We start from the raw sequence: 24762 nt of genomic DNA on the forward strand, positions 1-24762 counted from the left end.
GCGAAGGCGGAGTGTCATTCACCACCCATGTTGAATGTCAGTCTGCCTTCGCGAGCAAGCCCGCTCCCACAGGGGTTCGGCGGTGTATTTGAGTTGTTTATAGAATCAGGAGGACCCCGTCCCATGGCCGCATTTTCCCATTCCGTCGGCGCCCAGACCTATCGCTTCGACAGCCTCAAGGACGTCATGGCCAAGGCCAGTCCGGCGCGTTCCGGGGACTTTCTGGCCGGCGTCGCCGCCCTCAACGATGGCGAGCGGGTGGCCGCGCAAATGGCCCTCGCCAACATCCCGCTCAGCCACTTCCTGCAAGAAGTACTCATTCCGTACGAGGCCGATGAAGTCACCCGACTGATCATCGACACTCACGACAAACAAGCCTTCGCCGCCGTCAGCCACCTCACCGTCGGCGGCTTTCGCGACTGGCTGCTCAGCGATGCCGCCGACGAACAGAGCCTGCGCGCCCTCGCGCCAGGCCTGACCCCGGAAATGGCCGCTGCCGTGTCGAAGATCATGCGCGTGCAGGATCTGGTGCTGGTCGCGCAGAAAATCCGCGTGATCACCCGGTTCCGCGGCACGATGGGCCTGCGCGGTCGGCTATCCACTCGCCTGCAACCCAACCACCCCACCGACGAACCCGCCGGTATCGCCGCGAGCATTCTCGACGGCCTGCTGTACGGCAACGGGGACGCGATGATCGGCATCAACCCGGCCACCGATAGCATCGCCTCCATCTGCGCCATGCTGGAAATGCTCGACGCGATCATCCAGCGCTACGAAATTCCTACACAAGCCTGCGTGCTGACCCACGTCACCACGTCCATTGAGGCCATAAATCGCGGTGTTCCGCTGGACCTGGTGTTCCAGTCGATCGCCGGCACCGAAGCGGCCAACGCCAGTTTCGGGATCAACCTGAACGTGCTGCAGGAAGGTTACGACGCCGGTTTGAGCCTGAATCGCGGCACGCTGGGGAAGAACCTGATGTATTTCGAGACCGGCCAAGGCAGCGCCCTGTCAGCCAATGCCCACCACGGCATCGATCAACAGACCTGCGAAACCCGCGCCTACGCCGTTGCGCGACATTTCAAACCGTTCCTGGTGAACACCGTCGTAGGATTCATCGGCCCCGAATACCTCTACAACGGTAAACAGATCATCCGCGCCGGTCTCGAAGACCACTTCTGCGGCAAGCTCCTGGGCGTGCCCATGGGCTGCGACATCTGTTACACCAACCACGCCGAAGCCGACCAGGACGACATGGACACCCTGCTGACCCTGTTGGGCGTGGCCGGGATCAACTTCATCATGGGCATCCCCGGCTCCGACGACATCATGCTCAACTACCAGACCACGTCGTTCCACGACGCGCTTTACGCCCGCCAGACCCTGGGCCTGAAACCTGCGCCGGAATTCGAACAATGGCTGGCGAGAATGGGCATTTTCACCCAGGCAGACGGCAAGATTCACTTCGGCGACAGCCTGCCGCCGGCCTTCCGCCAAGCAATGGGGCAACTGGGATGAGTGTTGAAATGGACAAACCACCTGCCGATCCAGAAAACCCGTTACTGGAACTGCGCCGCCTGACACCGGCACGGATTGCCTTGGGTCGAACCGGCACCAGCATGCCGACCAGTGCGCAGCTGGATTTCCAGTACGCCCACGCTCAGGCACGGGATGCGGTGCACTTGCCGTTCGATTCTGCGGGGCTCAGCGCACAACTGGCTGAACGCGGGCGTGCCAGTTTGCGGCTACACAGCGCCGCTACGGACCGGAACAGTTATTTACAACGCCCCGATCTGGGGCGAAAGCTCAGTGATGAGTCGGCTCAGACACTGCGCGACTACGCATTGGCCAATCCCGGCGATGTCGATCTGGCCATTGTCGTTGCCGATGGGTTGTCGGCGCTGGCCGTTCATCGCCACACCCTGCCGTTTCTGGCGCGGATGGAAGATCAGATTGTGAATGACGGCTGGTCCGTCTCACCGGTCATTCTGGTGGAGCAGGGGCGGGTCGCCGTAGCTGACGAGATCGGCGAACTGCTGGGTGCGAAAATGGTGGTGATTCTGATCGGCGAACGCCCTGGCCTCAGTTCCCCGGACAGCCTGGGGCTGTATTTCACCTACAATCCAAAGGTCGGGCTGACGGATGCCTATCGCAACTGCATCTCCAACGTCCGACTCGAAGGCCTGAGTTACGGCATGGCGGCACACCGTTTGCTGTATTTGATGCGCGAGGCCTGTCGGCGGCAGTTGTCAGGGGTCAATCTGAAGGACGAAGCCCAGGTTCTGACACTGGAGTCGGACGCCGGAGCGGACAAGAAAGGTAATTTCCTACTGAGCCCGTCGGATGCCTGAACCGTTTCCGCATTGCGTTTCTGATTCAGTTTCAGGCAGGATCGATGCACGGCCGCCAGGGTTTCCCGTCGCCGTCACCACGTAAGACAGCCACTTGAAGACGAGACCTACCATGCGGATTATTCAAGCGACCCTCGAACACCTGGACCTGTTGACGCCGTTATTCGTCAAATATCGCGAGTTTTATGGCTCCCTGGCTTATCCGGACTCGTCCCGGGCGTTCCTTGAAAAGCGCCTGCGTCGCAAGGAGTCGGTGATCTACCTGGCCCTGGCCGATGACGACAGCAACAAACTGATGGGTTTCTGTCAGTTGTATCCGAGCTTTTCGTCCCTTTCGCTGAAGCGCGTGTGGATCCTCAACGACATCTACGTCGCCGAAGAGGCTCGCCGCCAGTTGGTGGCCGACAACCTCATCCGCACCGCGAAAAAAATGGCCAAGGAAACCAACGCTGTACGCATGCGCGTTTCCACCAGCAGCAATAACGAAGTCGCGCGCAAAACCTACGAATCCATCGGATTCAAGGAAGACACCGAGTTCAAGAACTACGTGTTGCCGATCAGCGACGAGCTGTAAGCCAAAAAGATCGCAGCCCTTATGGGTAAGGCCCTGTGGCTGCGATCGTCTTATCACTGCGCTCCGAAATTCCCCGCTACAAACTCAACGCGCTTTTCACTTCTCAGATCGTATAATGCCGACCTTTCCGGCTCGTAAGAAAAACTACACCCGTCTGTAGGCTTTCGCGAAGTCATCCGCACAGGCCTGCAGAGTCGGGCCGTCACCACAGGTGCTCTCCATGGATTTCAACCCGCTCGACATTATCCTGCATCTCGATGTGTACCTCGATTTGCTGGTAAACAACTACGGGACATGGATTTACGCCATTTTATTCCTGGTGATCTTCTGCGAAACCGGTCTGGTGGTGATGCCGTTCCTGCCGGGCGATTCCCTGCTGTTCATCGCTGGCGCAGTAGCCGCCGGCGGCGGCATGGACCCGGTGCTGCTGGGTGGCCTGCTGATGTTGGCGGCAATCCTTGGCGACAGCACCAACTACCTGATAGGACGAACGGCCGGCGAGCGTTTATTCAGGAACCCGAATTCGAAAATCTTCCGCCGCGACTACCTGCAACAAACCCACGACTTCTACGACAAGCACGGCGGTAAAACGGTGACGTTGGCGCGCTTCATGCCGATCATTCGCACCTTTGCACCGTTTGTCGCCGGCGTGGGCAAAATGCCTTACCCGCGTTTCTTCGCTTTCAGTGTTTTGGGCACGATCCTCTGGGTGGGCGGTCTGGTGACCCTCGGTTACTTCTTCGGCAACGTACCGTTCATCAAAAAGAACCTGTCGCTGCTGGTCGTGGGCATCATCCTGGTGTCGCTGCTACCGATGATCATCGGCATGATCCGCAGTCGCCTTGCTAACGCCGCATCCAAAACTCAATCGCACTGATTCACCATGTGGTCCCTTAGCGCCTGGCGTCGCCGGCGCATCCTGGCCAAGCATCCGGTTGCCGACGACATGTGGCAACGGGTGCGCCATCACCTGAGTTTTCTCGATGGCATCAGCGCCGCCGAAGACCAGTGGCTGCGCGAAGCCAGCGTGCTGTTCCTCCAGGACAAACACCTGACCACCCTGCCCGGCGTCGAGCTCCACCAGGAGCAACGCCTGCTGCTCGCCGCTCAGGCGCAACTGCCGCTGCTACACTTGGGCGATCTGAACTGGTATCAGGGCTTCCATGAAATCGTCCTCTATCCTGACGACTTCCTCAGCCCCCAGCGCCATCGCGATGCCAGCGGCGTCGAACACGAATGGGACGGCGAACACAGCGGTGAAGCCTGGCAGCAAGGCCCAATCATCCTCGCCTGGCCCGGCGTGATGGCCAGCGGTGGCTGGGAAGGCTACAACCTGGTGATCCACGAACTCGCGCATAAACTCGACATGCTCAACGGCGACGCCAACGGCCTGCCGCCGCTGCACACCGACATGCGGGTCAGCGATTGGGCCAAGGTCATGCAAGAGGCCTACGACGATCTAGATCGGCAACTGGAGCGCAATCCCGACGCTGACACCGCTATCGACCCGTACGCGGCGGAAAACCCCGCCGAGTTTTTCGCGGTCACCAGCGAGTACTTCTTCAGCGCCCCGGATTTGCTGCACGAGGCGTATCCTCAGGTCTATGAGCAGCTGAAGCTGTTTTATCGTCAGGACCCTCTGGCGCGGCTGCGGCAACTTCTGGCCGAAGACCCGGTCTATCAGGCACGCGACTAGTGTCCTGTCTCACCGATACGTTGCTCTTTTGACGAGTGGCCGTTGTGGCCAGGCAAGGCGCCGCGACGAGTCATAGCTGGCTATGGCGAGGATCGGCAACGCAGCATGACCACAACGGACGCCGTCAAAAAGCGACAGTATCGGTGAGACAGGACACCCGGGTCTCTACGACCTCTGGTACATAGCATCGGCGGCGGAATATGCCTATAATCGCCGCCACTTTTTGGTCAATCCGGCCAAGTGTTTTTGGTCAACTAACGGGGGCACCGCCCAATGAGCTACAGCAAGATTCCGGCTGGCAAAGACCTGCCGAACGACATCTACGTCGCGATCGAGATTCCGGCCAACCACGCGCCGATCAAATACGAAATCGACAAAGACAGTGATTGCCTGTTCGTTGACCGTTTCATGGCCACCCCGATGTTCTACCCGGCCAACTACGGCTTCATCCCGAACACCCTGGCTGACGACGGTGACCCCCTCGACGTGCTGGTCGTGACCCCTTACCCGGTTGCTCCAGGTTCGGTTATCCGCGCTCGCCCAATCGGCATCCTGCACATGACCGACGATGGCGGCGGCGATGCCAAAGTCATCGCAGTCCCACACGACAAGCTGTCCCAGCTGTACGTCGACGTGAAAGAATGCAGCGACCTGCCACCGCTGCTGATTCAGCAGATCGAGCACTTCTTCGCGAACTACAAAGACCTCGAAAAAGGCAAATGGGTGAAGATCGAAGGTTGGGGCGACTCAGAAGCCGCTCGCACCGAGATCATGAAGTCGGTTGCTGCCTATAAAGGCTGATAACCGTCTCTCACGAACGGCTATAACGAAGAACCCCGGCTGATCCGGGGTTTTTTGTGGGCGTTTGAAAATCATGTTCAACAGCACATTTAACGGGCGGGCAAACCGGTTTTTTCTTGTTTAATTTTTACAAAAGACGTCTTACATCAGGACTTAAATTTCACGCCACATTTGAACGTTTTGTTGAATCAAAGCCTTATGCCGCACGGCTAGACTCGTGTTTATGAAAAAGAACAAAACCTGCGGCCCACGATTCAGAATGCTCCTGAAAGAGCTACAAATCACGACAACGAGATTTGCCGAATTCCTGGGCATTTCCGACCCTCAAACTGTCCATAACTGGTATACCCGCGGCGTTCCCGACTACCGCATGGAAGATGTCGCCAGAAGACTGTCCGTGAACACTGAATGGCTGAAAACCGGCGAAGGACCGCAAGACGCCAGGGCATTGCACCTGATCGACGCATCAGGCAATACCTTCGACGCACAGTCAATCCGGGGCACCTATCGGGTCATCGACCCAGTCGACATCGAACTACCCTTTTACAAAGAAGCGGCCACCGCCCCCGGCTCCGACAAAACCCATGTCATCAAAGACCCCAGCGAATCGATCCGCTTCCCGCGCAGCGATCTTGATTCCCTGGAAATCAACCACGCCGATGCCATCTGCGCCCGCATGGTCGGCAACAGCATGGCCGAAAGAATTGAAGATGGCTCCATCGTCGCCATCGACCGCGGGCTCACGCAAATTGTCGACGGAGAGATTTACGCAATCGAGCACGACGGCATGTTGCGCATCAAATACCTGAGCCGGGTACCAGGCAACGCGATACGCATGCGCAGCCACAACAGCTCCGATTACCCGGATGAAGTCTTCAGACCTCCGCAAATCGAAGAACAACAAATAAGGGTGCTGGGATGGGTGTTCTGGTGGTCGACCCTGAATAAACGCAGGCCACCGATACCTTTTCTGTAAACACATAGCGCTGTAGCACCTGGCGAAGCTGTGGCGAGGGGATTTATCCCCGTTGGGCTGCGAAGCGGCCCCTGTTTTTCCAGCCACACCGTGTCCAATGAATTACGACGGCTTCGCCGCCGAACGGGGCGGTGCGACGTTTCACTAAATCCCCTCGCCACAGCTTCGCCAGCTGCTACACGTAACCGCAATAGCTCTAGGTCGCACACCACGCTGGGAATTCCCCCAAAAAATCAGTATGCTGCGCCCCACATTTGCGCATCGACCCGCCTCGCGGCGTCAGATCGCACCGACAAGGCAGATGACTTTCTCGCCAAGTCCCACAGCCGGACGCAAGATCCGGGTGTACGTTTTGAAGGCTGGCGCGGTTTACCAAAAATGATCCAAGCCAGTCCCCGAGAAGCCGGCCACAAGCCGGCTTTTTAATGCCTGCGAAAAAGTGAGCCTCAACGATTAGCGAGCTAGATCGACATCCCGCGCTGATCCAGCTCGTCAGCCGTTGGCAAATCAGACTGAAGCAGGTTGTTCTCATGCATGAATCCAGCTGAAGCACATTTCCATTTAGTACCTGATGGTACCTGCGCTGCCTAATCGGCAAGACCTGTTAAATTCGCTCAGTCGATTTTGCTCTTGAGTTCGCCGGTGACTACCGTGTGTTGCTCCACAGCTCACGCGCCCGCTGAGCAGGCGCTAAAAAGTGAGGGGGGATGATAGCGCTTGGGTAAAGCTTTCTATGCCAGACGGCGGAATTTATTGCGCAGGGATGTTCTGTAGGACGAAAGCCTTTCTATACACAGTGGCTTACGTTTTATCAGCGCCAACGCCTCCCTCGCGCGGGATACCTGAATGGACGTTAACTTATACTCGCCCGCCAATCAGCACAAAACCGTAGCCATCACAGGGAAGCGTCCATGTCCGTTCCAACTTACGATCAGTTCATCGAGCCCATCCTGCGGTTTCTCGCCACAAAACCCGATGGGGCACCCGCTCGGGATGCCTATGAAGCTGCAGCAAAAATGTTGCAACTGACTTTAGAGCAGCGTGAAGAACTGATCACCAGTGGGCAGACGACCTATAAAAACAGAGCGGGCTGGGCACACGATCGGCTGAAGCGTGCCGGCCTTTCCAGCAGTGCCAAACGCGGGTATTGGAAATTGACTGATGCCGGTATGGCCTACGCCAAGGAACATCCAGCCCCCATGTCGGCCGGCGCGGTGGAACATTTAGCCATTGGCTATATGAATGTGAAGCTGAAGGTTGCACCGGACGCGGCACCGCTTGATGACGAAACACCTGTTGAACCTGACGCCACCTCCGCGACCGCCAGCCCAGATGATCGGCTTGAACAAGCCCTCCAGGAATTGCGTGATGCCACAGCGGCCGATCTATTGGATAACTTGTTACAGGTCAGCCCCAACCGCTTCGAAGTGATCGTACTGGATGTGCTTCATCGCCTGGGATACGGTGCTAGCCGCAATGACCTGCAGCGTGTCGGTGGGTCTGGGGATGCCGGTATTGATGGAATCATTTCGCTCGATAAACTGGGGCTCGAGAAGGTTTATGTCCAAGCCAAGCGTTGGCAGAACACAGTGGGGCGTCCTGAGTTGCAGGCATTCTACGGGGCACTCGCCGGGCAAAAGGCTAAGCGCGGGGTGTTCATCACAACCTCTGGTTTCACGGCACACGCTGTCGACTTTGCTAAATCGGTGGATGGGATTGTGTTGGTTGATGGCACGCGACTGGTGCATCTGATGATGGATCATGAGGTGGGGGTTACGTCGCGATTGTTGCGGCTGCCGGCGTTGGATCGTGATTATTTTGATGAGGAGTGAATAGCACCTATTGCCGACATGGCCCATTTTTCCGTGGGATGGTCTTTCCAATGATCAGATTTACCCAAGGCAACCTTCTGGAAGCCAAAACCGAAGCCCTCGTAAATACGGTGAACACCGTGGGCGTGATGGGCAAAGGTATCGCGTTGATGTTCAAAGAGCGCTTCGCGGAGAATTACCGTCTTTATTCGGCTGCCTGCAAGGCCGGCGAGGTAGAAACCGGCAAGGTTCACGTAACGGCAGTCAACGAGCTCGACGGTCCTCGCTGGATCGTAAACTTTCCTACCAAACGTCACTGGCGATCACCGTCGCAGATGGCGTGGATTCCCGAAGGCTTGCACGATCTGCGTCGCTTCCTGATTGAAAACGATGTGAAGTCCGTGGCGGTTCCACCTCTAGGTGCCGGTAACGGTGGTTTGAAATGGCCTGAGGTTCGCGAACAAATTGTTGATGTCTTGAGTGATCTGGATGTCGATGTGTTGGTATTTGAGCCTTCCAATCAGTATCTGAACGTCGCCAAACGTAGCGGCGTGGAAAAACTCACGCCTGCTCGCGCACTCATCGCCGAACTGGTCCGACGCTACTGGGTTTTAGGTATGGAATGCAGCCTGCTTGAGATTCAGAAACTGGCCTGGTTCCTGGAGCGTGCCATTGAGAAGCTACCAGACACTGAAAACCCACTGAATCTTAAGTTTGTTGCTCATAAATATGGGCCATATGCCAATCGGCTGGAGCATCTGCTCAATAACCTGGATGGCAGCTATTTGCATTGTGACAAGCGCATCAGTGATGCGGGTATCAGCGATGTGATCTGGTTTGACCAAGAGCGCAAAGCCTTTTTGCAAACCTATCTAAAAACAGAGGCCAAGGAGTATTCCGAAGCCTTGGAGCGCACTGCTGAGTTAATCGACGGCTTTGAGTCGCCCTTCGGCATGGAATTGCTGGCGACGGTCGATTGGCTACTGAGTCAGGAGGGGGTATCTCCGACCGTTCCTGCTGTGCGTGAAGCGTTGAAGCATTGGGATGGCGGAGCTGGTGCTGCCGCTCGCAAGAGCAGACTGTTCGAAGATTCGGCGCTTGATATCGCTCTCAAACGCCTGACATCCAGTAGTTTTAGGCCTGAAATGGCTGCCTGATAACCTCACTACCGTCGATGATTGTCCAACAACCGTTGGACAGTTAGGGAACGGCTTGTAGCACCTCAGCGAGCAAAGGTCTGTCTGGATCATCTCGACTGTTCAGCTGCCAAATTAGACGACGCCTGAACACTCCGAAATTGGTCAGCAGCCTGCTGACTAATTCTGTCTGATCGCTTTCAAGCAATTGGGCTGCAAGCTGCTGCCCAATTCAATTGTGCAAGAGCTACTTGCACAATCACCCCTCACGGATAACTAAACCCCTTAACCAACGTCAACTCCCCCACCGCCCGCATCGGCACCAGGAACGTCTCCATCTTCTCGTTCGGCGTCCCCTCCTCCGTAATCACCGTCACCTGTGCCGTCGTCAGCGGCTGAACCGCCTCCTCCTGCCCCTCATCATCACTGCGATACCCGCCCCCAAAGTAGTTCACATAGACGAGGTATTGGCCTTTGATCGGCGCCGGCATGGCGAAGATTTCCGGGCCATAGCCCGTCGTCACGTCCACATCGAGCGCAGCACCGTTAGGCGCAACGCGGTCGCCGTACCAGATGTGGGCGCCGTCGGGGGTGATGAGGTGCAAGTCGAGGTCGGTGCCGTCACTGTCCCAAGCCAGTAGCACCCGCAACTTCGCCGGAGTGGCCCCGCCGCTGGCGTTGAGGAATTGCGTGCGATGCCGCTGCTGGCCATCGGGGCTGCGGACTTCGACGCTGTTGCTGCCATTGGGGAATGAGAACGGGCGATCAAAGCGTCCGGCAGGATCGATCTTCAGCGGCATGCTGACGCCGTTGACGATCAACCGGCCCGGCTCTCCGGACTTGGGCGTCGCGTTGATTTGCCCGGTGATGCGTGCAGTGTTGGCCTGCCCCACCGGGGTGTTCACCGAGGAGGCCGGGTAGTTGACGATCTGGCGAAAGTTTTCGCCATCGCCTTCAGGCGCGCCAGTGCGCCAGCCGCCAACGGGGGTGTCGAGTTTGGCGGCGCTTTCGGCGGCGAACGTCGTCGGCCATACGCAAAAGGAGCAGAGGAACAGGAGGACCTGTGGATAACGGAGTTTCATGGCCTATTCCAGCAAGAGGTGGCGGGCGAGCCCTTCGATGTAGGTTTCATCCTGGCCGTTGGGGTGTGCTTCGAAGGCCAGGTGCAGGTATTCGTGGGTCAGGTCGAGGCGGTCTTGCAGCGACAACACGCCGCGCACGTAGATGCGCTGGCGTTCGCGGTCGACATAGGGACGGCCGAAGGCCAGACGGCAGACGGCGAAGGTGCTGACTTCGTTGTAGCCAACCTCGCTTTCCAACCGCGGACGCCAGCCGCGGCGTTGACTCTGCAGCCAGTCTTGCGCGGCGGGGAGCGCTTCGCAGGAAGCGACTGGATTGTCCCAGCGGCTTAGGCTCGCGCGGGGGTAGGCGTGGAGCAGGATGGCGTCGTAGCGTTGGCCGGCGTTGGCTTGTTCGACGGCTTGCTGCCAGGAGAGTTTGTCCGGGCCGGGCTGGTCGGAGTGGTAGGTGACGGTGCTGCCGGCGAGGACCAGGTCGCTGGTCCAGGCGGCGATGTCGCGTGACTCGGCGGTGGCTGGACGTGGGGCGACGCGTTGCCGGCTGCTGCTGTCGTCGATGCTCAGGCAGTCGCCGTGGCGGGTAGCGTTTTGCAGCAGGTACGTGCGGATGGCAATGGCCAAAGCTTTGGCGGCTTCGGCGGGTTCGGGTCTGGCTTCGCGCTGGAGGACGCGGGCGACGTATTCTTCGCGGTCCAGACGGGCGATCAGTTGGTCTTTCAGCAAAAACAGTTCGCCGTCGCTGTGGATATCGAGTTGGTTGCCATTGGTGAATTCGACGCGGTAATCGCCCAGCAAGGGGCCGGACTCAACCACACGATCCCCCGTCAGAACGCGCCCGATGGGATAGCGTGAAAACAGCCCCACCTCGACACACCGTCCAGCATCCGAAGGCCAATCCACCGGCAACACCGAAGCCAACGCCCCACCGTAGTGACGCAAGACCATTTGACTGGTCCCACGCCCACCCGCCCAAACCGGCGTGCCATCCGCCGTCCACCCGGCAAAACCGCCCTGACGCGACGAAGGGTCCTGATCCCCCAACCAGCTCCAGGTTTTCACCCGCAACCGGCCACCGAGTTCGCCCACGACATTGCCGTCAGCCGCATTCAACACCACATCCAGCAACACCCGCCGCGCTTGATCCTGCGCCGGCATCACGGCCAGCATTCGCAGCAACTCAGTCACTGAAACGCGCGTGGAAGGCTGCAACGAAGCCAAATCCAGCAACCACTCCGGTGCCTGCCGCGCCTGCCAATACGTGCGCCAGTCAGCGCCAGCAATGCCTAGCCGCTGCGGTTCAAAGTACAAACCGCACGACTTCACCAAGGCCTGATCGCGCTCAATCTTGCCGCCCGCCGTGCAGCAGTAAACTTCATCTTTCGACTGACCGCGACATTCGTAAGCCGGCTCATGGGCATTGGTATCCACCAGCCAGCCGTACACAAACAACTTCCACACACTGCCCAACGGCGTCTGCAGATCAGCAGGCAACGGCTCGCGCGCGATCACCTGAGTCTGGCTCAAGGACAGCAACTCACCCTTAAAGGCCAGCCGCAGCGGCGGCTCCTGCGCGGTTGCCAGCGCAGGGATCAAGCACAGCAGCCACCAGACCAGAGGTCGGGTCATGTCAGTTGACCGTGACCTGGCCAAGCGCCGGTTTCTGTTCCTGGGCCTGATGCTGTGGCGCGTAAACCTGAGTGAAACGCACCGGCGGCAGGTTGAACTGGCCCTTCTGCGAGAAACGCACCAAATGACGCAGGCGCAATTCACCACTCAAGGCATCGACCGGAATGGCATAGGCCATCTGCCCCGACTCGAAACGCGCCTTCTCCAACGCGGACGGTTCGGTGCCAGTCTTGCCCATGAGTTTGATGCCCCACGTGGTGCGCTCGACATCGGCGCCCGGTGGCAACGGCACTTCGAGCAAGCCGTAGCGCAGCGGTTTCGCGGCTTTGCTGGTGATGATCACTTCGTCCAGATACAGGCTGTCGCTGGACAACGGCTTGGCACCCACCGCTTCCAGTTTGAAGGTGAAGGCTTCGTCGCCCGGCACCAGACGCGACAGGCGACGGGTGATGGTCACGGCCATCGGATCGACCAGCGGTTGTTGGGTCTGAAAGCTCAACGCCGCTTGCAACGGACGCTCTTGCGCACCGGTCAGCGACAGCACTGCGGGCACCGGCGCAGCACCCTGCCACGTCCAATAAATCTCCCCGGTATCACCGTATTTTTTCTTCCAGCCTTCACCCGGTGCCAGTGCAATGGTAGGCGAAGCCTGCTCGATGCTGCGTTGCAACCAGGTCAGCGCCAATGCGCGTTCCAGGGTCGATTGCTGTGGCAACAGTCGTTGCAACAATGCTTGCGCGTGAGCCTGATCGAAGGCTTGCAGCGACAGGTTCAAGGCTTCGGCAAACGGCTGCGAACTGACCGCCAATCGTTGTTGCGCGTCTGGCAATTGACGACTGAAGGCGTCCGGCAGAGTCACCTTCGATTGCTTAGCCAACGAGGCCGTCAGCGCACGAGCAGCTGCCAGACCGAGCGCCGAATCCGGATCGCTCATGACGATGCTGTCTTCACCATCGTCCATCAGGTTCGCCGCATTACCTTCGCCCGCTTTCGACAGGTCATCCATCAAACCGCTGAGCAAGGTGTTCACCGGCAATTGCATCTGTTTGGCGAACGACAGAATCAGCGCTCTCTGCAACAGTGGCGTGTTTTTCGCCTGCTTCGAATAGACTTCCAGCACTCGCTGCCAATGCTCCGGCGGCAGGCTCAGTTCCAAGGCTTTGCTGGCGTGCCAGTCGGCGTAGTAAGCGTAAGCGGTGAGGAATGCATCCGGCTCGCCGTCCATGCCCCACCAGGTGAAACTCGCCGAAGGCCCGGCCATTTGCACCAGGCGCAGACGGCTGTTCTGCATGATCAGGCGCAAGCGATCGCGGATTTGCGGATTCGACGACAAGGTCGGATACGCGATGCTCAGCGGCAGCAAACGACTGGCCGTTTGTTCGACGCCGCCGTACGGGTAACTCAACAGATCGTCGAGTGCCGAGCGGAACAGCGCTTGCGGACTGTCATCCAGACGCAGGCGAATATCCGTCGCGTCTGCTGGCAAGGTCAGCGGCGTATCACCGCTGGCCGCGTCCAGGCTTTGGTTCTGAGTCACCTGCCAACCTTCGCCGGTCGCGGTCAGCCGCACAGCCAAGGCATCAGCCGTTTTGCCGTCCTGCACCAGTTCAGCCGTCCACTCGCCACTGGCCAACGCGAACGCCGGCAGCGCGATGTAGTTGATGCCGTTGTTCAGCGTCACGGGGACGCGTTGTTCGGCACCAGCGAAATGAATCACCAGCTCAGCCTTGACCGGTTTCTCAGCCTGACTGAACGCGAACACGCCGAGATCCGGTTTGTCGCCGTTGCGGAATTTGGTCGGGCCGCTCCACTTCAGGTACAGCGGTTTTTCCGAACGCACGAATTGCTTCTTCTGCCCGACCTGACCGTCCTCGGCGATGGCGCGGGCGGTGATGCGCCAGCGGGTCAGCGAGTCCGGCATCTTGAAGGTGAAACGGGTTTTGCCGTTGGCGTCGGTGATCAATTCCGGCTGCCACGCGGCAGTGTCGACGTCTTCACGACGCGGCCGCTCCAGCACTTTCACGCCGCGCTCGCTACGATTGGCTTTACCCGGCGCGCCAGGGCTGCCCGGCAATGCCACGTCGTAGCTGATGAACGACAGGCTGGCGCTGGTGCGCACGTTGTTGCGGCGCGGGTGGTAGAAAAACTGGTCGATGGTCGGCGCAACTTCCGGTTGCAACGCGTAGACCATTTCGTCGACCACGCTGACCGTCAGGTGCGCTGGAACAGGCTTGCCAGCGAACTGCGTGGTCAAGTCCACCGACACGGTATCGCCCGGCTGATACGCCTCTTTATCGGTGACGATGGCCACGTCAATCTGCGGCGCGATCACCTTGATGCCGGCGTTCTGGAAGCTGTACTGACCGCCCTTGGTGTACAGCACGGAGAACGTCAGGTTCGGCGCAAAGTTGTCTTTCACCGGGATCCGCGCGCGGTATTGGGTCTCGCTGAGTTTTTCCATCTTCAGCCAGTCGCCGCCCTTGGACAGCAGCGCTGTGGCCTCGACCTTGTCACGCTCCAGCGACAGCAGCGCATCGCTGATCGGCTCAGGGAACGTGATCAATGCCAGGGCTTCGTCGCCAGCCTTGTACTCGGGTTTATCGAGGACAATTTCCACGGTGCCCGGCACGGCTTTGACGCCGTCGCCCGTGACCGAATGACCGGTGGCGCCCACCACGCGGCCATGGTCATCCTTCAACGTCAGGTTGTAAGTACCCGGACGGTCGAAGGCCAGGGTGAAGCCTTTGTCTTTCGCGGCAAGTTTGCCTTCACCGGTGCTCTGGTCTTCCAGGCGCACCCAGCTGTAGCTGCTCGGCGTGACCGCTTTGCTTTGCTCGCTGCCGCCTTCGTTCAAGTAGCTGAACGCAACCTTGTCGCCCACCGCGCTAAAACGCTGAGGCGCGCGCAGGCTGAAACTCGCCGCGCCGCGGTCGATGAGGATTTCCTTGGTGGTCTTGACCCGATACGCCGCGCCATCGCTGGCGAACACGGTGAGCATGTAACGGCTCGGCTTCTCGGCCGCCGGCAGATCCAGCGTCGCGTTGCCCTTGGCGTCGGTGGTCAGTTCGGTGCTGGTCAGCTCCACCGGGAATTGCCCGAGGTATTGCAGTTCGTTGTCGACCATCGACAGTTGTTGGGCGCGCAGGCTCAGGCTCAACTTGGCGTTGGCCACCGGTTTACCGTCCGGGTACAGCAGCACGAGGCTGCCCTTCACCGGTTCGCCGGTACGGTAATCCTGCTTGGCCAGGTTCAGGGAAATCTCGAAGTGCGGCTTGATGTATTCGGCGACACGGAAGGCGCTGCTGTAGGCCTGATCCTTGTAGCTGAAACGCAGCTCGTAACCGCCCGCTACCGCGTTATCCGGCAACTGGAAACGGCCTTGAGTGCCCGCCTTGGAATCGAGTTTCAGCGCCAGCGATTGCAGCGCCGTGCCGGTGGCATCGAGTACGGTCACGTTGACGTCGGCCGCAGTCGGCAGCACCGAGTCGCGGGCATTCTTGAACTCGCGACCGACGATCTTCAGCGACACCCAATCCCCCGGCCGATACAGCGGCCGGTCGGTGAAGGCATAGAGTTTGGTGTCGTAGATTTCGCTGTCGTAATAGAAGTTTTCGGAGACAAACACCCCGCCCTCTTCGTCCTCGCCAATCACGAAGGAACGCTCAGGGCTGACGTGTTTCAGACGCAGCAAACCATCGGCATCGGTAGCGCCACTGCTCATCACGCCGAGGCCATCGGTCCACAGCACATTCACCTTTGGCACCGAACTGCCTTCATGCTTGCGCGCGGCCCACACCAGCAATTCATCACCGGCAATCTTGCTCACGGCCACGGTGTTGGAGACGAAGACCATGGTGGTCGCACGGTACTTGCCGATCAGCGCTTCCACCAGGTACAGACCCGGTTTCAGATTGCCCAACGGAATGTACACGTTGCCCGGTGCAACGCTGACGAACTCGCTGGAAGATCCGGCCAGGTTCACGCCTTCAGGCGGCTGGATCGGTTTGGCCTGCCACAGCGGATAGCGGAATTGGCTGACCACCGGCAAGCCCGGAATCAGCGCAAATTGCGGCTGAGCATCGTAAGGCGTTGGCGCGGCCATGGCGGCGCCCATCTTCAGTTCCGGCACTTCCTCGGTGACTTGCTTACGCGATTCGTAGGAGAACGCGCGCTGCATCACCCGACGGGATTTGCGGTACCAGTTGTCCCACAGGTACGCGAGGGTGTTCGACAGGCCTTCACCCTTGAACTGACCGTCGCTGACCACGCGGTGCAGGTTCTTCTGGCGCTTGAGGAAATCCAGCGGCTTGTCGATGCGGTACACGCGAATGTCAGCGCCGCCGTAAGGCTCCATGCGGAACCGACGATAATCGCGACCCGGCGCTTCGAGGCGAACCATCGCCTGTTCGTCGCTGGCAAAACTGCTGTCGGCCAGCAGGAAAAAGCTTTCACCGGCCACCGGCGTGTAGCCGCTCGGCTCGACGGTGTCTTCGGCGTTGACCGCCGAAAACGGCAGCACCAGGACCAACAGCAGGGACAGAAAACGCAGCATGCGGGCACCGATCATTGGGAGAGAAAGTTCAGTCGATAGACGCCGATGAAGTTGGGGTTGGCTGCGTCGGGTATCCATCGGGTGTCCTTCCATGTCATGAGTTGCTGCAGGCTTGCGGAGCGCATGCCGTTGTCAGTCGGGGTGGTGGTGCCGGTGTGATAGGCGATGTAGCGGCCCATCCAGATCATCAGGTGCTGGTCGTCGCCCTGATCGAAAAACATCAGGTCGCCGGGCCGGGCTTGCGCCAAATCGCGGCCGACCAAATGGCTGTTGAACTGAATCAGTTTGATTGCGTTGACGTACGGGCCGACCTTGCCGCCGCCCTGCTGCCATTGCTGGGCCAGGCCGCGTTGCGCCTCGCTGAGTTGCAGTTCTGGCGGCAGGTAACGGTTGGACAGGCCATTGCTGCGCAGCCATTTGTCGTCATGGACTTTCAGCGCTTCGTTGGCGGCGAAACGGACCAGGCCCGCGCAGTCCTGCTGATACCAGCGCGGGCTCGGGCCTTGGGTCAGTTGCTCCTGGGCGATGCGCACGAACCAGGCGCGGAACACCTGGGATTGCTGCACGTCCAGCGGCGGCGCCTCAGTGGCAAATGCCCGGGTGCCCAGCAGCAACGCCAGCAGGCCGAGGCCTCGGATAAGGGCTGTCACAGGGCTTTCCATTCCAGCGGCAGCCATTGCCAGTGGCCGTCCGGCTCACTGCCCTTTGGCAAGGTCAGGGCGTATTTGCCGTAGCCGCCGAGTTTGCGCAGTTTCGGGATCAGGTAGGTTTGCGCGGCGTTGTAAAACACCGGTTCCATGTCCTGCGGCAGGCTGTCGAGGGTTTCCTGTTGCATCAGTTGCGCCATCGAATCCGGGCCGAAGTAGACCGGCATCAGCAGGTCTTTCGGTACCACGTCGGCCATCGGCGGGAAGCGTTTGTCGAGGGTGCCGAGGGCTTTGTCCACGAGCTTGTCGTCGAGGGAAAACAGCAGCGTCGAACCGTGGCGCGCCAGGCTGACTTTCATGAACGCCTTGCCGGTGATCGCGTCCGGGTTCTCGGCATCCTTGGCCTTGTAAGGACCGAAGTTGGAGCTGACTTGGCGCTGCCATTGGTGGGTTGGGCCTTGCTGTTTCTCGATCACCGGGAACGCGTGCTCTTCGACGTTGCCTTCGTAGGCGCCGACCATCGAGCCGAACAGATTGCCCAGGTCGCCGTCGAGTTTGGCGCTGTCGTCATCGTTCAGGCTGGCCACTAACAGCGGCGTGTACAACCGCGAATCTGCGTACCAGCACAGGCCAGCGGCACCGGCCATGTGTTCGGTCAGGGCCTGGGCCACTGTTTCTTCGGCGCCGAGTTTTACCAGCAATGGTTTTTGCTGCTCTGCGGCGAGCGGCAAGGCGACGCAGGCACTGGCGCCCATCGGCATGGCTTGCCAGATCGGCTTGAAATCGAAGTTCGGCTGTTCGTCCAGTTCATCCATGGCCAGGAAGCTGTGCCAGCCCTTGTCGTCCATGTCGAAACGCAGCCCGGCGAAGTTCGGGATGAAACGCTGGTAACCCATGGCCAGGACGCTGGAATTGACCGACAGGCGTTGTTTCACTTCAGGCGCGCGTGGTGGCAGGCCGAAAGCTTCGGGGAACAGTTTCTGGCCGCCGAGCAATGCTTCCAGCGATTCAGTCGACACCATGCCGGGTTCTTCGACCGGACCGTGGCCGGCCTCATACAGCTTGGCCGGATTGGACAGCACCACCAGTTTGTCGCCATGAGAGGCGAACAGCAGCGCTTTACTGTGGTTGTAGGTGAGTTGATAAAGCGGCACCACATCGCCGGCAACCTTGATTTCAGCCAACTGGGTCAGCTGCGAATCATCCAGCGCTACTTTCGCCAGCGGCTCCAGCACCTTGGCCAGACCACCGCGATCCATCACCAACAAAAAGTCTTTCAGGCGACCATCCGCCCCACGCCACAACGCCACGTCTGCCGGTTGATCGAAGAGCTGCTCGATCAGGCTGTCCTGCAACTTCAGGTCATGTTCGTAAATGATCCGCCGCAGACTGCCGATCAAGCCGAGGCGATCGGCGTGCGCTTCGTAATAGAAGACGAAATCTTCGGTCAGGGTTTCCTTGAGGAACGGCACCGCCAGCAAATCCTTGGGCAACTGGCTCAAGGAGTGGGTTTCGAGCAGACCGTCCGGGCGGCTCATGCCCAGTTTGTCACTGGCCAACTGCGCCGGGGGCGCCTTGGGTTTGTGCATGAACCAGCCCAACCCGGCCGCGACGCCGGCCACCAGGACCAGCCCTACTACCAGAGCCGGCCAGCGGCGAGGAGTTTTGGCTGCAGGCGTTTCGGCGGCCGGAGAAACAGTGTTATCGCTCATGTTCACAAAACCCGATGTCATCCGTGGAGCGGGATGTTTAATAGTTGAAAGTCTTGACCAGCAGCAGGTCACCGATGGCCCGCAGGGGCACGATGAAGGTCTCGCGTTTTTCGTCGACGGTGTTTTCGTTGAGCACCAGGTTGATCTGCGAGGTGATCACCTCGTTCTGGTTGCTGGTCTCATCGAAGTTATAGCCGCCACTGCCAAAGTTGCCCCAATAGTTCACGTAAACCAGATAAGTGCCATGCATCGGCGCGGTCATGGTGAACATTTCCGGGCCGGGACCATCGACACCGTCCGGGTCCAGACCGCCGCCGTTGCTCATCGCCGGGCGAGCCCAGAACGCATGCTGGCCGTCGGGGGTAATGATGTGCAGGTCGAGTTCGGCTTTCGGGTCATCCCAGCCCAACACCACGCGAATCCGCGCCGGGGTGCGCAGGTTGTTGGCTTCATAGAATTGAACGCGCTTGAGGGATTGGCCTTCAGCGCTGCGTACTTCAACGCTGTTGGAGCCGGCGCCGAACGCATACGGCCGGGCGAAACGCCCTTGATCGTCGGTGTACAGATTCAGCGGATTGCCGTTGACGGCCAGGGTGTGCGGCCCTCGCTGAGTGCCGATGGCCTTGAGCTGGCCCTGGATCATGGTGCGATTGCGCTGCACGCCCCGGTCGATGGGCGGCGTCGGATAGGCAACTTGAGGATATTCGCTGCGATCGAGCAGGCCGTTGTAGCGCCAGCCCCCGACCGGCTCCGACAACTCGGCCGTCGGCTCGGCCCAGGCAGCGGTCGCGCAGACGAGCCCCATCAGCAATAGAAGAAATGAACGCATGTGACGCCTCCTGCCATGCATAACGAAACCTTGCGCCCGATCCTCGGCGCGTTACAGATCCAAAAACTGCGTTTCGTCAGAAAGACCCATGACTATCGGGTCGTAGAAGGCGCGAAGATTAGCCATTCGGCGGTTTTTTAACAATCAGATACATCTATTTTTGCGGTGGAATTCACGCTGTCAGGTGGACGGTGAGCCGAATAGGCGTCATATTCGGCTCACTATATGAGCCGAATAACATTTCTATTCGGCTCACCCACTCCAAGAGTACCGAGTTCATGGCACCTCACTGGATCTGGCAGCAGCCCGACTGGCCCAATTTCAACTGGCAAGCAGAGCGGTTGGGGCCGTTTTTGCGCGAGTGTGTCCAAGCCCAAGGGCGATTGATGGGCATGGCGAGTTCAGTGGGCAGTTCGCTGAGCGCTCAGAGCGAACTGGATGCACTGTTGCAGAACATCGTGACCTCATCCGCCATTGAGGGTGAGCAGCTCAATGTCGGCTCGGTTCGCTCCTCTTTGGCGCGACGGCTGGGCCTGGAGCTGGTCGATGGCAATAATGTCAGCCAGCGCAGTGAAGGGCTGGCGCAGTTGATGCTCGACGCCACTCAGCATTTCGCTGAACCGCTGACGCTGGAGCGATTACTGGATTGGCACGAATGGCTGTTTCCCGAACAAGAGACCGATCTCGCCGCCCGGCCGATCCGTGTCGGTGCGCTACGCGGCGATGATCCGATGCAAGTGGTGTCCGGCCGCCTCGACAGACCAACCGTTCACTTCGAAGCCCCGCCTCGTCAGGGCCTTGAGCGACAGCTCGACACCTTCCTCACCTGGTTTACCGCCAGCCGAAATCAGGCGGGACTTGATCCATTGCTGCGGGCCGGCATCGCGCACTTCTGGTTTGTCACACTGCACCCTTTCGACGATGGCAACGGTCGCCTGACGCGAACGATCACCGATCTGGCATTGGCTCAGGGTGAAGACCAAGCCATCCGTTTCTATGCCATGTCCGCGAGTATTCTCGAAGACCGGTCCGGCTATTATCGAGTGCTCGAAGCCTGCCAGAAAGCCACGCTGGATATCACCGAGTGGCTGGAATGGTTTCTGCAAACCCTGCTGCGCAGCTTGCAACAGGCCATGGCGCGGATCGAAAGCGTGCTGGGTAAGGCGCGTTTCTGGCAGGCGCACCGGGAATCAGAGCTTTCAACCGAGCAAACCAAGGTGCTGAACCGCTTGCTCGATGGTGGGGAGCGAGGTTTCTCGGAGTGCATCAGTGCGGCGCAGTATCAGGCCGTGGCGAAGGTATCCAAAGCTACCGCAACCCGTCATCTGACCGATTTGTTGGAGAAAGGATGCCTCATACGTCTGCCCGGTGGTGGGCGCAGTACCCGCTATCAAATCAGCTATCCCGATGATTCAACACAGTAACCTGCTGCAACACACAACTGTGGCGAGGGGATTTATCCCCGTTGGGTCGCGAAGCGGCCCCCAGCGTCCGGCCAAACAGACCGAGTTGTCCGGATTGACGACTGCTTCGCAGCCGAACGGGGCGATGCGGCGTTCCGCTAAATCCCCTCGCCACAGGGTTGGTTTACTGGGGAAATACAGCGGTTGAGTCCCCCGCTCATTTGCCCATAACCCCCATGTCTGCTAGTGTCGCGCCGGTTTAACGTCAACCGGAAATAGCCGCCATGGCCCGCAAAAAAGCTGCACTGGATTTCGAACAATCTCTCGCCGACCTGCAAACGCTGGTAGAGCGTCTGGAGAACGGCGAATTGTCGCTGGAAGACTCGCTGACGGCTTTCGAGCAAGGCATCGGTCTGACCCGCGATTGCCAGGCGGCGCTGGCCCAGGCCGAGCAAAAGGTTCAAGTGCTGCTCGAGCGTGATGGCGAGCTGGCCGAGGAACCCTTCGACGCGGATCAGCCAGAATGATTGCAGCGTATTCGGCGACCAGCCAGGCCCGCGTCAACGCAGCACTGGAAACCCTGTTCAGCGCGCCAAGCCCTGAGCTCGCGCGTCTGTACGAAGCCATGCGCTACAGCGTGATGAATGGCGGCAAACGGGTCCGCCCGCTGCTGGCCTACGCCGCCTGCGAAGCGCTGGGCGGCCAGGCTGAGCACGCCAACGGCGCAGCGTGCGCGGTGGAGCTGATTCACGCTTATTCCCTGGTGCATGACGATTTGCCGGCCATGGACGACGACGATCTGCGTCGTGGCCAGCCGACCACTCACAAAAAATTCGATGAAGCCTGCGCGATTCTGGCCGGTGACGGCTTGCAGAGCCTGGCCTTCAGCGCCCTGCTCGATCCACGCCTGAGCAACTCTGACGCTGCTCTCATCTCCGATCACCTCCGCCTGCAAATGGTCAGTGCTCTGGCATTGGCCGCAGGCCCGGCCGGTATGGTCGGCGGTCAAGCCATCGACCTTGGTTCGGTCGGTCTGAAGCTCGATCAACAAGCCCTCGAATACATGCACCGGCACAAGACCGGCGCGCTGATCGAGGTCAGCGTCAAACTCGGCGCCCTGGCCAGTGGCCGCGCGGAGAAGGACGAACTGAAGTCTTTGCAGACTTATGCACAGGCCATCGGCCTGGCGTTCCAGGTGCAGGACGACATTCTCGACGTCGAAAGCGATACCGAAACCCTCGGCAAGCGCCAAGGCGCCGACATTGCTCGCGACAAGCCGACTTATCCGGCTCTGCTCGGCCTCGACGCCGCCAAGGCTTACGCCCTGGAACTGCGCGATCAGGCCCTGCACGCGCTGCGACCGTTTGACGCGGCGGCCGAGCCTTTGCGCGATCTGGCCCGGTACATCGTCAATCGCCGCAGCTGACGGCGTATCTGCCAAAAAAAACCAACGCGTGGGCAGGGGGCGATGCATCAGGTAAACTGCCGCATCTTTTATACCTATAACGATTCGCCTGATGCCCACGACGTTTCATGAGATTCCCCGCAAGCGCCCGACCACGCCCCTGCTCGACCGTGCCAACACGCCGGACGGCCTGCGCCGGTTAGGCGAGGCCGAGCTGGAAACCCTGGCTAATGAGTTGCGCCTGGAATTGCTCTACACGGTCGGTCAGACCGGCGGGCATTTCGGTGCTGGCCTGGGCGTCATCGAGCTGACTATCGCGCTGCATTACGTCTTCGACACCCCGGACGACCGGCTGGTGTGGGACGTGGGTCATCAGGCCTATCCGCACAAAATCCTCACCGGCCGTCGCGAGCGCATGGGCACCCTGCGTCAGAAGGACGGCGTCGCGGCCTTCCCGCGTCGTTCCGAGAGCGAGTACGACACCTTTGGCGTCGGCCACTCCAGCACCTCGATCAGCGCAGCGCTGGGCATGGCCATAGCCGCCCGCCTGCAAAACAGTGATCGCAAGGCGATTGCCGTGATCGGCGATGGCGCATTGACTGCCGGCATGGCCTTCGAGGCACTAAACCATGCGCCGGAAGTGAACGCCAACATGCTGGTGATCCTCAACGACAACGACATGTCGATCTCGCGCAACGTCGGCGGGCTGTCGAACTATCTGGCGAAAATCCTTTCCAGCCGCACTTACGCGAGCATGCGTGAAGGCAGCAAAAAGGTCCTGTCGCGCCTGCCCGGCGCCTGGGAAATCGCCCGTCGCACCGAAGAATACGCCAAAGGCATGCTGGTTCCCGGCACGCTGTTTGAAGAGCTGGGCTGGAACTACATCGGCCCGATCGATGGCCACGACCTGCCGACCCTGATCGCCACCCTGCGCAACATGCGCGATCTGAAAGGCCCGCAGTTCCTGCACGTCGTCACCAAGAAAGGCAAAGGCTTCGCTCCGGCGGAAGTCGACCCGATCGGTTACCACGCGATCACCAAACTCGAACCGCTGGACGCTCCGGCCGCCGCGCCGAAGAAAGCGGGCGGACCGAAGTATTCCGGCGTATTCGGTGAATGGCTATGCGACATGGCCGCGTCTGATCCGCGTTTGGTGGGCATCACTCCCGCGATGAAGGAAGGCTCCGATCTGGTGGCCTTCAGCGAGCGTTTCCCGCTGCGCTACTTCGATGTGGCGATTGCCGAACAACACGCTGTGACCCTCGCTGCCGGCATGGCTTGCGAAGGCGCGAAACCGGTGGTGGCGATTTATTCGACGTTCCTGCAACGTGGCTATGACCAATTGATTCATGACGTCGCGGTGCAAAACCTCGACGTACTGTTCGCCATCGACCGCGCGGGTCTGGTGGGCGAAGACGGCCCGACTCACGCGGGCAGCTTCGACCTGTCGTTCCTGCGCTGCATCCCCGGCATGCTGGTGATGACCCCTAGCGACGAAAACGAACTGCGCAAAATGCTCACCACTGGCCACCTGTTCAACGGCCCGGCGGCGGTGCGTTATCCGCGCGGTTCTGGCCCGAACGCGACGATCGAGAAAAACCTCGAGCCGATCGAAATCGGCAAGGGTGTGGTTCGTCGCCAGGGCAGCAAAGTCGCCCTGCTGGTGTTCGGCGTGCAACTGGCCGAGGCGCTGAAAGTCGCCGAGACGCTGGATGCCACCGTGGTCGACATGCGTTTCGTCAAACCGCTCGATGAAGCACTGGTGCGCGACATCGCTGGTAGCCATGAATTGCTGGTGACCATCGAAGAGAACGCGATCATGGGCGGTGCCGGTGGCGCCGTCAGCGAGTTTCTCGCCCGCGAAAACATCCTCAAGTCGATGCTGCACCTGGGCTTGCCGGACAGTTACGTCGAGCACGCCAAGCCTGCGCAAATGCTGGCCGAATGCGGGCTGGATGAGGCCGGGATCGAAGCGTCGGTGCGTGAGCGCCTGCAACTGCTGAACCTCTAATTCTCTAGCTACACGCAAAACCCTGTGGGAGCGGGCTTGCTCGCGAATGCGGTGGATCAGTCGATATCAATGTTGACTGACCCACCGCATTCGCGAGCAAGCCCGCTCCCACATTTGATTTGTGTTCGCTTTAAAGTGCCAACGGATTGCCCG

19 protein-coding genes are annotated in these 24762 nt (G+C 59.7%); 13 read left to right on the top strand and 6 right to left on the bottom strand.

Translation table 11 applies throughout. The features are described from left to right. Positions 1-123 precede the first annotated feature (123 nt). The 9 genes from KW848_RS17420 to KW848_RS17460 all read left to right on the top strand — a co-directional run bounded on the left by KW848_RS17420 (position 124) and on the right by KW848_RS17460 (position 9366). Positions 124-1518, top strand: coding sequence for an ethanolamine ammonia-lyase subunit EutB (locus KW848_RS17420; RefSeq protein WP_218537569.1), 1395 nt, complete (start codon positions 124-126; stop codon positions 1516-1518). Between the two features lie 8 nt (positions 1519-1526). Continuing rightward, complete coding sequence (eutC, locus tag KW848_RS17425) at positions 1527-2351, top strand: ethanolamine ammonia-lyase subunit EutC (protein WP_218537570.1); 825 nt, start codon at positions 1527-1529, stop codon at positions 2349-2351. A 112-nt stretch (positions 2352-2463) separates the two neighbouring features. Then, positions 2464-2925 carry an N-acetyltransferase gene (locus tag KW848_RS17430; protein WP_008153569.1) on the top strand — a complete coding sequence of 154 codons (462 nt, stop codon included), beginning with the start codon at positions 2464-2466 and terminating at the stop codon, positions 2923-2925. A 220-nt stretch (positions 2926-3145) separates the two neighbouring features. After that, complete coding sequence (locus KW848_RS17435; protein WP_218537571.1) at positions 3146-3802, top strand: DedA family protein; 657 nt, start codon at positions 3146-3148, stop codon at positions 3800-3802. 6 nt (positions 3803-3808) lie between these two features. Next, a complete protein-coding gene (locus tag KW848_RS17440; protein ID WP_218537572.1) occupies positions 3809-4621 on the top strand; it encodes a zinc-dependent peptidase in 813 nt (270 codons plus the stop codon). Between the two features lie 273 nt (positions 4622-4894). Next, on the top strand, positions 4895-5422 hold the full coding sequence (gene ppa / locus KW848_RS17445) for an inorganic diphosphatase (protein WP_008153565.1): 528 nt from the start codon (positions 4895-4897) through the stop codon (positions 5420-5422). A gap of 223 nt (positions 5423-5645) precedes the next feature. Next, entirely contained in the window at positions 5646-6398 is a 753-nt protein-coding gene (locus tag KW848_RS17450; RefSeq protein ID WP_218537573.1) for a S24 family peptidase, read from the top strand. 911 nt (positions 6399-7309) lie between these two features. Then, positions 7310-8230: a restriction endonuclease gene (locus KW848_RS17455; protein WP_218537574.1), complete on the top strand. Its 921-nt coding sequence runs from the start codon at positions 7310-7312 to the stop codon at positions 8228-8230. A gap of 50 nt (positions 8231-8280) precedes the next feature. Beyond that, entirely contained in the window at positions 8281-9366 is a 1086-nt protein-coding gene (locus KW848_RS17460) for a macro domain-containing protein (protein WP_218537575.1), read from the top strand. Positions 9367-9611: 245 nt separating this feature from the next. Here KW848_RS17460 and KW848_RS17465 read toward each other — a convergent pair whose 3' ends face one another. Genes KW848_RS17465 through KW848_RS17490 form a run of 6 tightly spaced genes read right to left on the bottom strand, consistent with a single transcriptional unit; the run spans position 9612 to position 19790 of the window. Then, the gene (locus tag KW848_RS17465) at positions 9612-10427 is read right to left on the bottom strand and encodes a YfaP family protein (protein ID WP_218537576.1); all 816 of its coding nucleotides are present in this window, start codon (positions 10425-10427) and stop codon (positions 9612-9614) included. A 3-nt stretch (positions 10428-10430) separates the two neighbouring features. Then, positions 10431-12050 carry a DUF2300 domain-containing protein gene (locus KW848_RS17470; RefSeq protein ID WP_218537577.1) on the bottom strand — a complete coding sequence of 540 codons (1620 nt, stop codon included), beginning with the start codon at positions 12048-12050 and terminating at the stop codon, positions 10431-10433. Position 12051: 1 nt separating this feature from the next. Next, positions 12052-16617 carry an alpha-2-macroglobulin gene (locus tag KW848_RS17475; RefSeq protein WP_218537614.1) on the bottom strand — a complete coding sequence of 1522 codons (4566 nt, stop codon included), beginning with the start codon at positions 16615-16617 and terminating at the stop codon, positions 12052-12054. Next, on the bottom strand, positions 16614-17264 hold the full coding sequence (locus KW848_RS17480; protein WP_095131398.1) for a DUF1175 domain-containing protein: 651 nt from the start codon (positions 17262-17264) through the stop codon (positions 16614-16616). The genes KW848_RS17475 and KW848_RS17480 overlap by 4 nt, the downstream gene beginning before the upstream one ends. After that, entirely contained in the window at positions 17249-18961 is a 1713-nt protein-coding gene (locus KW848_RS17485) for a DUF2138 domain-containing protein (RefSeq protein ID WP_218537578.1), read from the bottom strand. Before KW848_RS17485 ends, KW848_RS17480 begins: the two co-directional genes overlap by 16 nt. Positions 18962-18998: 37 nt before the next feature. Further along, positions 18999-19790: a YfaP family protein gene (locus KW848_RS17490; RefSeq protein ID WP_192410795.1), complete on the bottom strand. Its 792-nt coding sequence runs from the start codon at positions 19788-19790 to the stop codon at positions 18999-19001. A 278-nt stretch (positions 19791-20068) separates the two neighbouring features. Here KW848_RS17490 and KW848_RS17495 point away from each other — a divergent pair, with 278 nt between their 5' ends. The 4 genes from KW848_RS17495 to dxs all read left to right on the top strand — a co-directional run bounded on the left by KW848_RS17495 (position 20069) and on the right by dxs (position 24609). After that, positions 20069-21214, top strand: coding sequence for a Fic family protein (locus KW848_RS17495; protein WP_218537579.1), 1146 nt, complete (start codon positions 20069-20071; stop codon positions 21212-21214). A 263-nt stretch (positions 21215-21477) separates the two neighbouring features. Further along, positions 21478-21720, top strand: coding sequence for an exodeoxyribonuclease VII small subunit (locus tag KW848_RS17500; protein WP_007894317.1), 243 nt, complete (start codon positions 21478-21480; stop codon positions 21718-21720). Continuing rightward, positions 21717-22619: a (2E,6E)-farnesyl diphosphate synthase gene (ispA, locus tag KW848_RS17505; RefSeq protein ID WP_218537580.1), complete on the top strand. Its 903-nt coding sequence runs from the start codon at positions 21717-21719 to the stop codon at positions 22617-22619. The genes KW848_RS17500 and ispA overlap by 4 nt, the downstream gene beginning before the upstream one ends. A gap of 91 nt (positions 22620-22710) precedes the next feature. Next, positions 22711-24609 (top strand): 1-deoxy-D-xylulose-5-phosphate synthase, encoded by a 1899-nt coding sequence (gene dxs / locus KW848_RS17510; RefSeq protein ID WP_218537581.1) that lies wholly within the window; start codon positions 22711-22713, stop codon positions 24607-24609. Positions 24610-24762: the final 153 nt, after the last annotated feature.

It is taken from the genome of Pseudomonas sp. PDM25, from assembly GCF_019219045.1.
Classification (GTDB): domain Bacteria; phylum Pseudomonadota; class Gammaproteobacteria; order Pseudomonadales; family Pseudomonadaceae; genus Aquipseudomonas.